Genomic DNA, 15,542 nt, shown 5'->3' with positions numbered 1-15,542 from the left:
TCTTTTTGGAATCAACAGGCAACCTAGATCTTGATGAATTTCTTGATGGCTAACCAAAGTACAACAAGAACCGGTTTACCACCTAGTAAAAGACCCAGTTTTGAAACAAGCGAGCGCACTTGCTCGATTGGTTCAAAATGGCGTCCAGGTCGTTCCTGCGATAATCCACGGTAAAATTTTCGGAATCCACCACAGAACCGGAAATGAACCACCGACCAAAATACCATCACTATATAACTTAAGCACAAATCATCAACCCAAAAACCAGGGCACAAAAAAAGACCACATCCAAAAATGTAGTCTTAATCAAATGTCCATTAGTCTTCTGCAACGAATGGAAGTAAATCCATAATTCTTGCTCTCTTAATAGCAATAGTAAGCTTTCTTTGGTTCTTAGCACTTGTACCTGTTACACGTCTTGGTAAAATCTTACCACGTTCTGAGATAAATCTCTTCAATAGGTCAGTGTCTTTGTAATCGATGTATTCGATATGGTTAGCAGCGATGAAGTCAACTTTACGTCTTCTACGTCCGCCTCTTCTTTGTTGGGCCATAGTAAATTCTCCCTTCTTAAGTTTTTAGAACGGCAAGTCGTCATCTGAGATATCAACTGAACTTCCATTTTGAGCAAATGGATCTTGTGAGTTGTTATCAGAATTAGAATTGTTGTTGAAATTGTTAGATTGATTATTGTTAGTATTATTCGTACTATTATTGTTGCTAAATGGAGACTGACTATTATTTTGTTGATTTGAAGGTTGGAAACTGTTTTTATTGTTGTTGTTATTTGATGAACCTTCTTGTGCGGCTCTTCTTTCACTTTCGGATTTCGATTCCAAAAGTGAGAAGTTTTCTACAACTACTTCAGTAACATAAACACGATTTCCTTGTTGATTTTCATATGAACGTGTTTGAACACGTCCATCGACACCAACAAGAGAACCTTTACGTGTAAAGTTAGCAAAGTTCTCAGCAGCTTTTCTCCAAATAACACAGTTAATGAAGTCAGCTTCACGTTCACCTTGAGCGTTAGTAAATGATCTGTTAACAGCAACTGTAAATGATGTAACTGCAGCTCCGTTAGCAGTATATCTAAGTTCGGGGTCACGTGTCAGGCGTCCGACTAAAACTACTCTGTTAATCATAGGTCTGCCTCCTTAAAAATGTTTCACGTGAAACAAATTAGTCTTCACGTTTGATGGTCATTGCACGTAGAATGTTGTCGTCAAATTTTGAAAGACGATCAAATTCGTTTAAAGCAGCGTCATCTTCGGCATTTAAGTTGATGATGTGATAAATACCTTCTTTATAATTAGCAATTTCGTATGCTAAACGTTTCTTTTCCCAGTCTTTTGAGTCAATGATCTTAGCACCGTTATCTGTAATGATCTTGTCGTAACGATCAATAAGAGTCTTCTTAGCCTCTTCTTCGATATCAGGCTTGATGATATATGTGATCTCGTAGCGTGTTTCTGCCATGACTGTGCACCTCCTTATGGTCTAATGGTCCTAGTGAAAGGACAAGGAGTATAAATTATCTTCATTTTATACTCACAATGTTAGAGTTTACCATAAACCCTCCTTGAATTCTAGATGTTTTTCAAATAAAAAAATCGTTCTGCCTGACGTGTACCGAACCGATACATTTCATATTACGCAGAAACGATTTTTTTACTTTTAATTATTCAGAATCATTTGAATCTGAATCACTATTATTTTCAGAAGCATTATCTGATGATGTTTCATCAGTAGTATCTTCTGTGTTTGCTTCTGAAGAAGCATTCTCTTTTTCATCTGAACTTACATTAGAATCAGGAGCTATTTCTGAATTTTCGTCAGATTCATCTTCATCTTCGTGATCGATCTTAGTAATAGTAGAAACAACGGCATCGTCATCTACCTTGATCAATCTGACACCGAGTGTTGCACGACCAGTTTGCGAAACGTTATTGACGTCGAATCTGATCATGACACCTGTGTTAGTTACGAGCATGATATCTTCATCCCCATTTACCGAAGTAACTCCGGCAATTGGTCCATTCTTCTCTGTGACATTGGCAGTCTTGATACCTTTACCGCCACGTCCCTTGACTGGATATTCGCTAGCAGCTGTTCTCTTGCCATATCCTTTTTCAGAAATGGTTAGGACTTCTTGTTCTGGTTCAAGGATCGAGGAACCTACGACGTAATCTTCCTCACGTAACTTGATACCACGAACACCGGCAGCTGTTCTTCCCATTGGACGGACATCAGTTTCACTAAAGGTTACGGCGTAACCCTTGTGAGTACCGATGAGGATCGTTTTATCACCATTGGTCATAAAGACATTGATCAACTCATCTTCATCCCTCAGAGCGATCGCACGCAAGCCTGAATGTCTAATGTTGGCGAAGTCTTCAACGGAAGTCCGTTTGACTGTTCCTTGTTTAGTAACAAAGAATAAGAATGAATTCTTTCTATCGACATCTTTATCGACGTTGATAACAGTTTGGATCTTTTCACCTTTTTCAATGTTCAACAAGTTGATCACTGGGATACCTTTGGCTGTTCGTCCGTATTCAGGAACTTCGTAACCTTTGGTCCGGTAAACTTTACCAGTATTAGTAAAGAATAAAAGACGATCATGGGTCGATGTGTAGATCATTTGTTCAATGAAGTCATCATCGTGTACGCCCATTCCTTGGATACCACGACCACCACGGTTTTGAACGCGGAATTCGTCAGCAGATAAACGCTTGATGTAACCATTATGAGTCAAAACAACTAAGATGTTCTCTTCTTCGATCAGATCTTCATCTTCGATATTCGTAATCTCACTAGCACGGATCTCAGTCCGACGTTCGTCACCAAATTTGTCCTGAATATCGAGCAATTCATCATAAATGATCTTATCGACACGTTCAGGAGTAGCCAAGATATCTTTGTAGTCAGCAATTTTTACTAACAATTCTTGGTATTCAGATTCGACTTTTTCACGTTCCAAACCTGTCAAACGAACCAGACGCATATCAAGGATAGCTTGTGATTGTTTGTCAGATAATTTGAAATTGTCCATTAAAGTTTGTTTAGCAATTGCAGAAGTTTGTGATCCACGGATGATCTTGATGATCTCATCGATGTGGTCCAAAGCTATTCTCAATCCTTCAAGGATATGAGCACGAGCCTCAGCACGTCTCAAATCGTACTCAGTTCTTCTGCGGATAACTACTTCTTGATGTTTCAAGTATTCGAGTAAAACTTCTTTTAATGAAAGTACTCGAGGTGTCTTATCAACGATAGCCACCATATTAATACCGTAAGAAATTTGAAGTTGTGTCAACTTGTACAAGTTATTCAAAATAACGGAAGCTGACATATCACGTCTAACATCGATCACGATCCGCATACCTTCACGGTCCGATTCATCGTTTAGATCTGTGATACCTTCGATCTTCTTTTCACGGGCAAGATCAGCAATTCTTTCAACCAAAGTAGCTTTGTTGACCATGTATGGAAGTTCCGTGACGATGATCTGTTCAGCGCCACTCTTCTTAGTAACAACATCAACTTTGGCACGTAAAGTGATAGTACCTTTACCTGATTCATAAGCGCGTCTAATACCAGAACGTCCCATGATGATACCACCTGTGGCAAAATCAGGACCAGGCAAGACTTTCATCAAATCAGCGATCGTTGCATCTTTATTTCTCATCAAAATGTGCAAAGCATCGATAACTTCTTTCAAGTTATGCGAAGGCACATTAGTTGTCATACCAACGGCAATACCAGTAGCTCCGTTAACTAATAAGTTAGGGAATCTAGCTGGCAAGACCATTGGTTCTTTTTCTTCACCATCATAGTTAGGTACGAGATCAACAGTATCTTTGTTGATGTCACGTAACATTTCAACGGCCATTTTACTCATACGTGCTTCGGTATAACGCATAGCAGCAGGAGGATCACCATCGATCGAACCAAAGTTACCGTGTCCATCAACTAGTGGATAGCGATAACTAAAGTCCTGAGCCATTCTTACCATTGATTCGTAAATAGCTGAGTCACCATGGGGGTGATATTTACCCATGATGTCACCAACGAAACGAGCACTCTTCTTGTATGGCTTGTCAGGTGTAACACCCAACTCATTCATACCATATAGGATACGGCGATGAACAGGTTTCAAACCATCACGTACGTCAGGAAGAGCACGAGATACGATAACACTGGCAGCATAGTCAACGAAAGACTTCTTCATGACTTCCGTTAAATTGACATTTTCAATTCTTCTATCGTCCATTTAAATTAGTCCCCTCCCTGTACTAATAATCAACTTCAGCATAACGAGCATTGTCTTCAATAAATTCACGTCTAGGAGCAACCTTGTCACCCATCAACATTGAAAAAATTTGATTTGCGGCAACTGCGTCATCGAGCTGGACACGATCAAGTCTTCTCTTTTCAGGATCCATAGTTGTTTCCCATAATTGGTCAGCGTCCATTTCACCAAGACCCTTGTAACGTTGGATCTTAGGTTCCGGCTTAGCTGGCAATTGTGAAATGAAATCGTCTTTTTCCTTATCAGTATCAAGGTATTTCATAATCTTACCTTGTCTAACCTGATACAAAGGTGGCTTAGCGATGTAAACATAGCCTGCATCAACTACTGGTCTCATATATCTGTAAAGTAATGTCAAAAGTAGTGTCCGAATGTGGGCACCATCAACATCGGCATCGGTCATAATAATGATCTTATGATAACGAGCTTTAGCAATATCAAAGTCTTCGCCAAAACCAGTTCCCATAGCTGTAAATAAGGTTCTGATTTCCTCATTAGCTAGGATCTTGTCCATTGAAGCTTTTTCAACGTTCAAGATCTTACCTCTAATAGGTAGAATAGCTTGTGTCAAACGGGAACGACCAGTTTTAGCAGAACCACCGGCAGAATCACCCTCGACGATAAATAGTTCTGAGATCTCAGGATCTTTACTGGAGTTATCAGCTAACTTACCAGGTAAATTACTGATCTCTAAACCGTTTTGTTTTCTAGTAACTTCACGGGCACGTTTAGCAGCCAGACGAGCTTTAGTAGCTAAAGTACCTTTTTCAACGATCTTCTTGGCAACGTTAGGATTTTCCATCAAGAACTTCATGAAATGCTCACTGAATAAGCGATCAGTAATAGTTCTAGCATCGGAGTTTCCTAGTTTAGTCTTCGTTTGACCTTCGAATTGTGGATCCGGGTGCTTAACAGAAACGACCGCAGTCATCCCTTCACGCACATCTTCACCCGAAAGCTTCTCGGTATCTTTCAAAAGCTTATTCTTGTGACCGTAATCGTTAATAACACGAGTCAAAGCAGTCTTGAAACCAACTTCGTGAGTACCACCTTCATAAGTGTGGATGTTATTAGCGAAAGTCATCAAGTTAGTGTGATATTCGTCGACATATTGCAGAGCAACTTCAACGGTAATACCATCTTGAACGCCTTCAAGGTAAATAGGTTCAGCAAATAAAGTCTCTTTACCCTTATTCAAAAATTCGACGTAACTCTTGATACCACCTTCATAGTGGAAGACTAATTTCTCAGCGGTATCTTTACGTTTATCAGTAAATGTAAGCTTTAATCCCTTATTTAAGAAAGCTAGTTCGCGGATTCTTGTTGTCAGAATTTTATCATCATAAACAGTTGTTTCAGTGAAAATATCTGGATCTGGGACAAAGTGAACCCGGGTACCATGCTCGAATTCACCGGCTTCGCCGACTTCGTGCATCGAGTGCTTAACTTTACCCTTTTCAAAGTCGATCCCGTATTTCTTGCCGCCACGAGTAACGACAACATCCAGTTCACTACTTAAGGCGTTAACAACAGAAGCACCAACACCGTGAAGTCCACCAGATACTTTGTATCCGCCACCGCCGAATTTACCACCGGCATGTAAGATCGTATAAACAGTCTCTAGAGCAGGCTTACCGGTTTTCTTTTGGATATCGACCGGGATACCACGACCATCATCAGTAACAGTGATCGAGTTGTCAGGTTCAACGGTAACCTCGATCTTAGTAGCGAAACCAGCAAGGGCCTCATCAATACCATTATCGATGATTTCCCATACTAGATGGTGTAAACCTTGGCCACTAGTAGATCCGATATACATACCAGGTCTTTTACGAACAGCTTCGAGCCCTTCGAGGACTTGGATTTGACTGGCATCATATTCTTCAGCTAGTTTTTCTTTTTTCTCTAATTCTTGTTCTTTGCTGTTTTCAGCCATTAAATTTCCTCCTGTTTAATATTTCCGTCAATAATCTGCAAAACATTAGGATCTTTAATCAAAGTTTGGTCAACATCATCAAGTGACGTTGTAGTTATGAAAGTTTGGATACTTGAACCGATCGACGACAATAAATGCGTCTGTCGTTTGTAATCTAGTTCTGATAAAACATCATCCAATAACAAAATTGGATAATCTCCGACTTCTTCTTTGATCAACTCGACCTCCGCCAACTTCAAGCTCAAAGCAACAGAACGCTGCTGTCCTTGTGAGCCGAAATCTTGAACGTTTTTATCATTAACTAAGAATTTAATATCATCCCTGTGAGGACCGTATAAAGTGACCCCACGCATAATTTCTTTGCGGTAGTTCTTCTTATAAGTATCTTTGTATAGATTGTAGATCGACTCCACATCCATACCTTCAGCATTAAAAAAAGCACTATATTGAAGTTGTAAAACTTCTTGGTTTTCAGTTATCTTGGCATGGATCTTCTCAATAAAAACTTGCAGCCGCTGTAAAAAAGTCATACGTGTGTAAGTTACTTCTGCACAATAAGCTGCAAGTTGATCTGATAAAACATCTAGATACACTAAATCTTTCGTGTCCTGATGTTGTAATTTCTTGAGATAGACATTTCTTTGTTTGAGGACAGCCCGAAACTGACTGACTGTCTTTAAATACTGCGAAGAAATTTGACCAAATTCCATATCGACAAATTTCCGACGTACTGATGGATTACCCTTAACGATCGACAGATCTTCTGGTGAAAATAAAACAACGTTTAAATTACCAATATAACTTGATAACTTACGTTGCTCGAGATTGTTTAGTCTTGCTTTCTTACCAGACTTGCTGATCACTAAGTTCATCTTCAAACGGCTGGAATTATCCTTGATAACCGTTCCTGAAATCCTAGCAAAATCACTTCCCCATCTGATTAAATCCTTGTCATTGGACGTTCTATGGCTTCTGGTCAAAGCTAAAAAATACATAGCCTCTAATAAGTTCGTCTTACCTTGAGCGTTTCGTCCCAAAAAAACATTGATGTTTGGCGAGAAACTCGTCTTTAAAGATTCATAATTGCGATAATTTTGAAGCTCAAGATCTCTTATGAACAAGAAACACTATTCAATTTCAAAAGTTTGGTCTTCAGCAATGATCTTATCGCCTTTGTGAAGCTTCTTACCACGACGATTTTCAGGTTCGCCATTTACAGTGATCGAATTTTCACGCAAATACCATTTTGCTTGGCCACCGGTTGCTATAATACCGACTTCCTTTAAAAATTGTCCTACTGTAATAAATTCAGTCTCAATCTTGATTTTTTGCGACATTTTAACACCCTATTTATTAGATTTATCCATTAATGACATATTGTATATTATAGTGTTTTTTTGGTTAAAAAACAACTTAGAGGGTGTTTTTGAGCGATGAGAGCGATTTTTGGGGTTATCTGGTAGTGGGATATTAAAACTGGTTGAAAAGCACTGAGAGAAAAAAATAACGGTAGCATATTTGAATGAGGGGTTTTGTTGGGTGGGGTATGAGGTGATATTTAGGTTGGGGGTTCTGTTGCCGACTCCGGGGCCCGGGGATATAGCCACTGGAACGCTGCCGACGGCTGAGGGCTATATCCCTCTTTGGTCGTTGAGGGGAAATAGGTGCTTCCTATTTATTTTGCTAACCTTTCTTGTTTTTGTGCTCCTATTTTTTCTCGGTGCGCAGGACTTCGCTCTGCTTATTTTGATTCCTGACGGTTTTTGCTGCTATTTCGTTCCTATTTGAGCTCTACGATCTTCGCTGCCGCGAGGGCTCGTCGTTTCACTCCGAGGTAAACATTGATATTCAGTTATCATTATCCACATGTTGATAATTGAATATCCAGTTTTTTTGTCCACAATCTTTGATTTTTTGAGTTTAAAAAGTTATCCACACTTCTTTTTGAATAAATCATATCAATGACTCATCAAAAAAAGACAAATACGCGAAGTATTTGTCTCATCATTGAATCTTGAACTAATTTATTAGGCACTGTTTAAAACATTACATTCATAAGAAATTTGAATACGAAATAAACAATTATATTTGAAGCAAATAAACTGATTGCTGCCACATATACCTTATCCAATCTTACTTTTGTTGAATTATAGAAAATTGAAATTACATAGGCAGTAACAAAAATTCCAAATATTATTGCCAATAAAATAGTCAGAAAAATCATTAATCCTGTTGCTGACTCGGTTAAAGAGCTAAGATCCCTTGGCATTGCAATTAGTAGATAAATTGCCAATATTAGTTCAGCAACGATCATACTGTTACTTAAATTCGCAAATGTATCAACATATGTAGTAAATGATTCTTGGCTCCTTAGTAAGTATTTCTTGCATAAATAACCTATCACTAGAAAAATCGCAAAGAAAATAATCACTACAATTAGTGCTTTTATATAAAAAACAAATGATGTTTTTACTTGAATTTGTTGATAGCTATCACTTAAAGTCAAAAATTTATTGAAAGCATCTGCTAATGCTGAAAGAACTTGGCTACCAACTACATAAATGGATGCTGCTAAAATCAATGCATTAATGATAATAGATATTAATCCATTGTACTTCCCCGATGATTGAATGTTTGATGGATTTGTTATTGTTCGCTTGAACCAATTAAAATAGCTTAAAGAATTTTGTTTCAAAGCATTTACATTTGAGTTGCCACTGGTTTGATTAGTTTGTTGTTCAAATGATTGTTGTTGATTAAAGTTAATATTCTGATTTTGATTATTATCAATTGGCATTGTTTCAGCATTAGTTGATTGACCGTAATTACTGTTTGGTTGACTTGCACCAACTGAATTTGAGTTTCTTACATTGGAATTGTGTCCACTGTCAACATTTACGTTGGATTGATTGTTTTCAGATGAAGATACTTCCACCTTTGCACCACATTTGGTACAAAATTTCATTCCTGATTTAATTTCAGCTCCACAATTAGAACATCTCATAAATACTTCCCCTCCGACTTTCTTCTCAATGTGTTCACGACATTGATGAATATAATGACAAAATCCAAAAAATGAATACCATCATTTTATAAATATATTTATATTTATGATACACTTTTGTCATGACATTAGAAATATTTAAGGGGGAAAAATAATGAAATCGAGTGGGATTTTAAAAAATAATAAATTTCTCTGGATCTTAGGAATTTTGATTGTAATCATTTTGCTAGCTTTGATTCAAAGAAAAACGATTAAAGATGGGGATGGAAGCGATACTGAAGTACTGTCTACTCAGAAAGTAAGTTTCACTGGTTATAGTGGACATGGAACATATGACTTAGATCAAGATACTAGATTAGAAACTTACAAAAAAGTGGCACAAATTGAAGGAAAAAAAGCTAATGTTGATCAGAAAACAATGGATGCCATAATCAACAACGCCCAATCTGTTGACGATTTAAAATATCCATCTACTGGTCAAGTTGGTGGTTCCTCAAATGCTGATAATATTAATTTGAATACTTATTCAGAACATATGAGAAAAACATTTATTTATTTCTCAAAGACAGAAGAATTGAAAAATGGTGAAACCATTTATCTTTCTGTAAAAGACGATAGTTCGAATCCATTTATAAAGACTGGCAAAAAAAGCTATGAGGTCAATAGTTTAAAAAAGCCAAAAACTATTAATATTTCCGATTTTAAATCAAAAATCAACTTCAAAACAAAAGGAACAAACGGACACGGATACCCCATAATAACGGTTGGTCCTCAGGATTCAAATGGACTTGCACATCCAACAACACAAAATGATAATTATGCTTTAGAGGTAAATAAAGTGTTTGGCATCGATACACAAGAAGATGAAGAACCAAGTCAATATTTTGGACTAAATAGAATTAGAAAAACTTACTCCAATGGTGATAAGTTAGAGGTCTCTGAGCAAAAGTTGGCAAAAGAACTAAATAAACAAGCTCCAAATGATACCTACTTCATTGGAAAAAAAGGATCCAAAGTTTCGTTTAAGGTTAAGGGTTTGAAAACAAGACATACCAATATTGATGGTATAGATACTATAAATAAAAATTTAATTTCTGAAGTTAAAAAACACGCTCATCGAAATTGGACATTCGTAAAAGTAATAACCACTTTGAATCCTAATCAAAAAGTAGAAGCTATTGATCCAGCAATACCAGATAATTCTGGTTATTATTACTTTATTTACAAAGATAGCAAGGATAAAAAATATCACATTATTAGTTATTTTGCATATGTCAAAGATGGTCAACTATATAATGCGGACATTATGTATCAAGATAACAAAGTGTCTGATGACAAGGATGAACTATATGGACCATTTAATCGGGGAATCAAAGCAAATGATGCTTCCAAAAATGACGATATATATGGAATGAATTACTATATCGTTTCTAAAGAAGTTGGTGAAAACATTCCGGGTTACATAACTGAAATAAATTAAAAAAGACAAAGCACTCAATTAAGAATACTTTGTCTCAAAAAAAAACAAACACCTGCATTTGGTGTTTGCTTTTTTTTCGCTATAATCCACTCTAAAACGTTCTAACAGGTGTGATCAACTGAACAAAATTGTCCTTGTTTTCTACCGGTCTGATCGTGAATGGGTGTAGTGCCGATGTGAAGCTGATTTCTATTTCGGTGCTGCCTCCAAATGATCTTAAGGCATCTTTTAAGTAGTCGGGATTGAAGGATATTTCTAGATCTTCTCCTTCTAAGTTGGTGAAGTCTAGGGCTTCTTCTACTGTTCCGACTTCTGGTGAATTTCCGAATAGTGTCGCTTTTTTGTCTTCGGCTTTGATCACTAGCTTGATTACGTTGTTTCTGCTTTCGTGTGAAAGTAAAGAAGCACGTTCTACTGATGCTAGTAAGTTTGAGGAGTCGAAGGTTAGTTTTGTGCTGGAATCTTCTGGTATTAGTCGGTCTGTTTCTGGATATCTGCCGTCTAATAGTCTTGAGTAGAACATTACGTTGTCAAAACTGAATAGTACTTGGTTTTCTGAGATCGACATTTTGATTTCTTTAACTGAATCACTGATGGTTCTGGTTAATTCAGTCAAACTTTTTCCTGGGATGATGAGGTTGTATTCTTCATCACTGGTGATGTCGATTTTTCTTTGAGCTAGTCGATGACTATCTGTCGCTACTGATGTTAAGCCATCTTGATTGATGACAAAGTCAACACCAGTTAGAACTGGTCTACTTTCTTGTGTTGAAACAGCGATTACTGTTTGACCAACTACTTCTTTGAATAAGTCAGTTGGGAAAGTTAATTGATTGGCTGTTTCTACTTCTGGTAGATGTGGATAGTTGTTTGCATCTAGTCCATTAATAGTAAATTCAGAAACTCCTGAAGTTATCAATGTTTGATTATTGTCTAATACTTCTAGATTGAAGTTATCTCCAGGTAGTTTTTTAATAATTTCATTAAAAAATTTAGCTGGTAAGACAATTGATCCAGTGCTTTCAATTACTAGATCATTATCAGCATCCTCTTGTGAAATGAATGATGTGATCGAAATATCTGAATTACTACCGGTAATAGTTAGTCCATTTTCTGCTAAGTCTAACTTCATTCCGGTAAGAATTGGAATTGTGGTCTTACTTGAAATAGCACGTTGAACATTATTTGTTTGATTAATGAATTTGCTACGATCGATTGAGAATTTCATTGCGTTACTTCCCCTTTTAATTAATTAATATATAGATAGAAGCAGTAGTAGGCCCTGTTGATTCTGTGGAAAACTATCTTCAGCTTATGTTGCTGTTGAAAACTCCATGTTATTAACAGGTGTGGATAACTCTGTATTTTTTAAAAAGTTATGCACATGTTAATTTTTCAGCTCATCTCTTAATTCACCGATTGCTTGTTTGACATCGTCGTTTTTAAGAGCTAACTCAGTTATTTTATCACAGGAGTGCATTACAGTCGTATGGTCCTTGCCACCGAACTCCATTCCAATTTGTGGAAGTGAGCGATCTGTTAATTCTCTTGATAAATACATTGCGATTTGACGCGGCAATACGATGGTCTTGACACGTTTCTTCCCTTTAAGGTCGGCAATTGAAACATGGTAATACTTGGCGACTTTATTTTGGATAGTACTTACGGTCAAGCCATTTTTAGCGCGAGACAGCTTCAGAGCTTTCAAAGCATCTGCAGCGATCGACTTATTGATATCAGCGTTCTTCATCGTTGAATAAGCTTGAACTCGAAGTAAAGCGCCCTCAAGTTCACGCACGTTAGTGTTGATCTGTTCAGCAATGTAAGACAGCGTATCATCAGGTATTTCTAGTTTTTCCGCCTTAGCCTTGTTCCGCAAAATTGCGATTCTAGTTTCTAGATCCGGTGCGGTAATATCAACGGATAGTCCCCACTTAAAGCGAGAAACTAATCTTTCTTGCAACTTTGGTATTTCGTTAGGTAGGCGATCAGATGTTAGTACGATCTGTTTGTTGTTCTCATGAAGTTTATTGAAAGTATGGAAAAATTCTTCCTGAGTACCCTCTTTCTCAGCAAAAAATTGAATATCATCGATCAGTAGTAGGTCGACGCTTCGATACTCTTGTCTAAATTCTTCTTGAGTTCTGGTCTGAATAGAGTTGATAAAGTCATTAGCGAAAGTCTCACTAGTGACGTATTTGACGCGAGCATTAGGGTTATTTTTCAGCATTTCATGGCCGATAGCTTGCATCAAGTGAGTTTTACCCAAACCCACGCCACCATAAATAAATAGTGGGTTGTAAATTTGACCGGGTTCCCCAGCGGCCGCAACCGCAGCAGCGTGTGCCATCTTATTGGCTCCACCAATAATAAAGGATTCAAAAGTATATTTCGGATTCAAATGTGAATTTTGAAAAATCGGTTTTGAATCGTTAGCAGTGCCTGTACTGCCAACATTAGTATCATTAGCGACTGTCAAATTTTGTTGTTCTTTCCTATCTTCTTCATTTTCGATAATAGGATTTAGTTCAATGCCATTGAATTCATAAGAATCGGTCACGATATTTTTAACGTAATTTCTCTTCCAATATTCTTGATGAAGTTTTGTGGCAACGGAAATATGGATATCATTTCCACTTATATATAGTGGTTTCGCACTTTCGACCCAAGTTGAATAACTAGTGGGTGTAATCTCCTGTTTGATTTTGTTTGTGAAATAGGTCCAAAAATCATTCAGTTCTTTTGTAGATGAGTTACTAGGTTCTTGCAAAAAGTCCCCTCCAATCTTTAAAAATTTTACCTGTGGATAAGTTTTTTCCCCTAAAAAGACAAAATAAAGTTTATCATTCTAGAAAATAGTTTTCCACAGAACATATGTTTAATTTATTTTAACTTAACAAGTTGTTAAAAGAATCGTAAGAAAACTGTGGATTAATGTTAAGAATTGGACTTATTCACATAGTTATCCACAGTTATTAACAAGCAATAGTCCCTTTATATAAGGCTTTGGACGATTTATAAACCGAAATTCAAAACCTGTGGAAAACTAATGCACAGTAAATTTATACGACGGAAAACTCTGTTTACTAACCTGTTGATAACTATGTTAATAACTTACGTCCACAAATTATCCACAGACCTAAATTGTTCATAACTTTGGCTTTTATTTCCTATATAGTATTGAAAGATTAGAAATTTCCTGTTTAATTTTCTTGCGAATCATGATATTATGTTTAAGCAATTGTCTGGAGAAGTGATAAATTTATTCAGGAGGTTTGATTGATGACTACAAAGAGAACATTTCAACCAAAGAAGCGTCATCGCGAACGCGTCCATGGTTTCATGAAGAGAATGAGTACAAGTAATGGTCGCAAGGTTCTTGCAAGACGTCGCAAAAAAGGCAGAAAAGTATTATCAGCTTAGTTTTGAAGGATCACTAATTTTTGGTGGTCTTTTTTTATTACAAAACAAATGAGGAATCTGGATACCCTTGGCATCCCGATGCGTCCTACTAGCTCCTTTTTTGAATCAAGTGGGACTAAAGGTGACATATGAGAAAAAGCTATCGCATTAAAAAAGAAAACGAATATCAATATGTCTACTCAAAGGGCCAATCGTTCGCAAATCGTAATTTCGTTCTGTATAAGATTGAAAAACCAGAACAAAAACATTTTCGGGTGGGTCTTTCCGTAGGTAAGAAAGTTTCACATACAGCTGTTGGACGTAATCGGGTCAAGCGATACATCCGACAATCACTACTAGAGTTAAAACCTGAGATTCCTGCTGAGCTCGATTTTTTGATCATTGCTCGTAAGAATGCTACAGAACTAGATATGTTTGAAACGAAAAAAAATATCGTACATCTTCTAAAATTAGGTAAAATAATAGAAGAACAAATATAAAATTATAATAATGGGTGCAAAAGTGAATAAAAAAAGGTTAAAGAAATACTTAGGTATAGCATTACTACTGAGTGTCGTTCTAGTTTTGGCCGGATGTTCTAACCTAAATGAACCTATTACTAGCAACAGTACTGGATTTTGGGACCACGTTGTTTTGTGGAACTTCTCCAGATTTATCCTGTGGCTAGGTTCATTAGCTGGTAATAGTGCTGGATGGGCTATCGTTATCTTCACTATTATCATCAGGGTCATCTTGTTGCCACTTAACTGGTTCCAGATCCGCAGTATGAACAAGCAGATGGAAATTCAGCCTGAAATGAAGGCTTTACAAGAAAAGTACTCTGCTAAAGACACAGATACACAACAAAAACTTCGTGAGGAAACTCAAAAGTTGTACCGTGAGGCTGGGGTCAACCCGGTAGCGGGATGTTTGCCTTTGTTGATCCAGTTGCCAGTTATGTTTGCTCTTTATCAAGCAATCTACAAGACAGCTGAATTGAGAAATGGTAGTTTCCTTTGGATGCAATTAGGTAAGGCCGATCCATACTACATTATGGCTGTCTTGGCTGCCCTCTTTACATTCTTATCAACTTACATTTCAAGCATTTCTAATCCACAACAAAATGCTACAACGAAGATGATGACTTGGATCATGCCGATCTTCATTTTCGTCCCAGCATTGACATTCCCATCAGCTATTACCCTTTACTGGGTAGTAACTAACGCTTTCCAAGTTCTTCAGACATTAGCTTTCCAAAATCCGTTCAAGTATCGTCGTAAGCAACGTGAGAAAGTTGAACAAGAACGTGAAAGACAACGGAAGATCAGAAAAGCTAAGAAACGAGCTTACAAGCATCGTAAGTAATTGTTTGACATTTGGAGAAAATGTCGTTATTATATCGTAG

The 15,542-nt window shown here is 37.2% G+C and carries 14 protein-coding genes; 4 read left to right on the top strand and 10 right to left on the bottom strand.

All coding sequences use genetic code 11. The features are described 5' to 3' along the window. Positions 1-317 precede the first annotated feature (317 nt). The 8 genes from rpsR to EKM78_RS03125 all read right to left on the bottom strand — a co-directional run bounded on the left by rpsR (position 318) and on the right by EKM78_RS03125 (position 9,255). Positions 318-554 (bottom strand): 30S ribosomal protein S18, encoded by a 237-nt coding sequence (gene rpsR / locus EKM78_RS03160; protein WP_125769203.1) that lies wholly within the window; start codon positions 552-554, stop codon positions 318-320. 24 nt (positions 555-578) lie between these two features. Beyond that, positions 579-1,145: a single-stranded DNA-binding protein gene (gene ssb / locus EKM78_RS03155; protein ID WP_125769200.1), complete on the bottom strand. Its 567-nt coding sequence runs from the start codon at positions 1,143-1,145 to the stop codon at positions 579-581. Between the two features lie 37 nt (positions 1,146-1,182). Beyond that, positions 1,183-1,479: a 30S ribosomal protein S6 gene (gene rpsF, locus EKM78_RS03150; protein WP_125769197.1), complete on the bottom strand. Its 297-nt coding sequence runs from the start codon at positions 1,477-1,479 to the stop codon at positions 1,183-1,185. A gap of 202 nt (positions 1,480-1,681) precedes the next feature. Next, positions 1,682-4,276, bottom strand: a complete 2,595-nt coding sequence (gyrA, locus tag EKM78_RS03145) for a DNA gyrase subunit A (protein WP_125769194.1) — start codon at positions 4,274-4,276, stop codon at positions 1,682-1,684. A 22-nt stretch (positions 4,277-4,298) separates the two neighbouring features. After that, a complete protein-coding gene (gene gyrB / locus EKM78_RS03140) occupies positions 4,299-6,251 on the bottom strand; it encodes a DNA topoisomerase (ATP-hydrolyzing) subunit B (protein ID WP_125769191.1) in 1,953 nt (650 codons plus the stop codon). Continuing rightward, positions 6,251-7,372: a DNA replication/repair protein RecF gene (gene recF, locus EKM78_RS03135; RefSeq protein WP_125769189.1), complete on the bottom strand. Its 1,122-nt coding sequence runs from the start codon at positions 7,370-7,372 to the stop codon at positions 6,251-6,253. The genes gyrB and recF overlap by 1 nt, the downstream gene beginning before the upstream one ends. Positions 7,373-7,378: 6 nt before the next feature. Then, positions 7,379-7,588 (bottom strand): S4 domain-containing protein YaaA, encoded by a 210-nt coding sequence (yaaA, locus tag EKM78_RS03130; RefSeq protein ID WP_125769186.1) that lies wholly within the window; start codon positions 7,586-7,588, stop codon positions 7,379-7,381. Positions 7,589-8,289: 701 nt separating this feature from the next. After that, the gene (locus EKM78_RS03125; RefSeq protein WP_125769183.1) at positions 8,290-9,255 is read right to left on the bottom strand and encodes a DUF6574 domain-containing protein; all 966 of its coding nucleotides are present in this window, start codon (positions 9,253-9,255) and stop codon (positions 8,290-8,292) included. A gap of 154 nt (positions 9,256-9,409) precedes the next feature. Here EKM78_RS03125 and EKM78_RS03120 point away from each other — a divergent pair, with 154 nt between their 5' ends. Then, on the top strand, positions 9,410-10,735 hold the full coding sequence (locus EKM78_RS03120) for a hypothetical protein (protein WP_125769180.1): 1,326 nt from the start codon (positions 9,410-9,412) through the stop codon (positions 10,733-10,735). Between the two features lie 91 nt (positions 10,736-10,826). Here the strand turns inward: EKM78_RS03120 and dnaN are convergent, their stop codons facing one another. After that, entirely contained in the window at positions 10,827-11,963 is a 1,137-nt protein-coding gene (gene dnaN / locus EKM78_RS03115; RefSeq protein ID WP_125769177.1) for a DNA polymerase III subunit beta, read from the bottom strand. A gap of 159 nt (positions 11,964-12,122) precedes the next feature. Then, positions 12,123-13,505, bottom strand: coding sequence for a chromosomal replication initiator protein DnaA (gene dnaA, locus EKM78_RS03110; RefSeq protein ID WP_125769174.1), 1,383 nt, complete (start codon positions 13,503-13,505; stop codon positions 12,123-12,125). 512 nt (positions 13,506-14,017) lie between these two features. Here dnaA and rpmH point away from each other — a divergent pair. The 3 genes from rpmH (at position 14,018) to EKM78_RS03095 (ending at position 15,502) form a co-directional block, all read left to right on the top strand. After that, positions 14,018-14,158, top strand: a complete 141-nt coding sequence (gene rpmH / locus EKM78_RS03105; RefSeq protein ID WP_010625561.1) for a 50S ribosomal protein L34 — start codon at positions 14,018-14,020, stop codon at positions 14,156-14,158. A 128-nt stretch (positions 14,159-14,286) separates the two neighbouring features. Then, on the top strand, positions 14,287-14,637 hold the full coding sequence (gene rnpA, locus EKM78_RS03100; protein WP_125769171.1) for a ribonuclease P protein component: 351 nt from the start codon (positions 14,287-14,289) through the stop codon (positions 14,635-14,637). 10 nt (positions 14,638-14,647) lie between these two features. Further along, positions 14,648-15,502: a YidC/Oxa1 family membrane protein insertase gene (locus EKM78_RS03095; RefSeq protein ID WP_125769168.1), complete on the top strand. Its 855-nt coding sequence runs from the start codon at positions 14,648-14,650 to the stop codon at positions 15,500-15,502. Positions 15,503-15,542 lie beyond the last annotated feature (40 nt).

The sequence above is a fragment of the Companilactobacillus furfuricola genome, from assembly GCF_003946325.1.
Lineage (GTDB): Bacteria > Bacillota > Bacilli > Lactobacillales > Lactobacillaceae > Companilactobacillus > Companilactobacillus furfuricola.
The sequence above is the reverse complement of the archived record's forward strand: the minus strand, read 5'-3'. Positions and strand labels throughout refer to the sequence as shown.

Coding starts and splice junctions, on each gene's coding strand:
- dnaN (WP_125769177.1), bottom strand. CDS start 11,963: ATGAAATTCTCAATCGATCGTAGCAAATTCATTAATCAAACAAATAAT.
- EKM78_RS03120 (WP_125769180.1), top strand. CDS start 9,410: ATGAAATCGAGTGGGATTTTAAAAAATAATAAATTTCTCTGGATCTTA.
- gyrB (WP_125769191.1), bottom strand. CDS start 6,251: ATGGCTGAAAACAGCAAAGAACAAGAATTAGAGAAAAAAGAAAAACTA.
- EKM78_RS03125 (WP_125769183.1), bottom strand. CDS start 9,255: ATGAGATGTTCTAATTGTGGAGCTGAAATTAAATCAGGAATGAAATTT.
- yaaA (WP_125769186.1), bottom strand. CDS start 7,588: ATGTCGCAAAAAATCAAGATTGAGACTGAATTTATTACAGTAGGACAA.
- EKM78_RS03095 (WP_125769168.1), top strand. CDS start 14,648: ATGGGTGCAAAAGTGAATAAAAAAAGGTTAAAGAAATACTTAGGTATA.
- ssb (WP_125769200.1), bottom strand. CDS start 1,145: ATGATTAACAGAGTAGTTTTAGTCGGACGCCTGACACGTGACCCCGAA.
- rnpA (WP_125769171.1), top strand. CDS start 14,287: ATGAGAAAAAGCTATCGCATTAAAAAAGAAAACGAATATCAATATGTC.
- rpsR (WP_125769203.1), bottom strand. CDS start 554: ATGGCCCAACAAAGAAGAGGCGGACGTAGAAGACGTAAAGTTGACTTC.
- rpmH (WP_010625561.1), top strand. CDS start 14,018: ATGACTACAAAGAGAACATTTCAACCAAAGAAGCGTCATCGCGAACGC.
- gyrA (WP_125769194.1), bottom strand. CDS start 4,276: ATGGACGATAGAAGAATTGAAAATGTCAATTTAACGGAAGTCATGAAG.
- rpsF (WP_125769197.1), bottom strand. CDS start 1,479: ATGGCAGAAACACGCTACGAGATCACATATATCATCAAGCCTGATATC.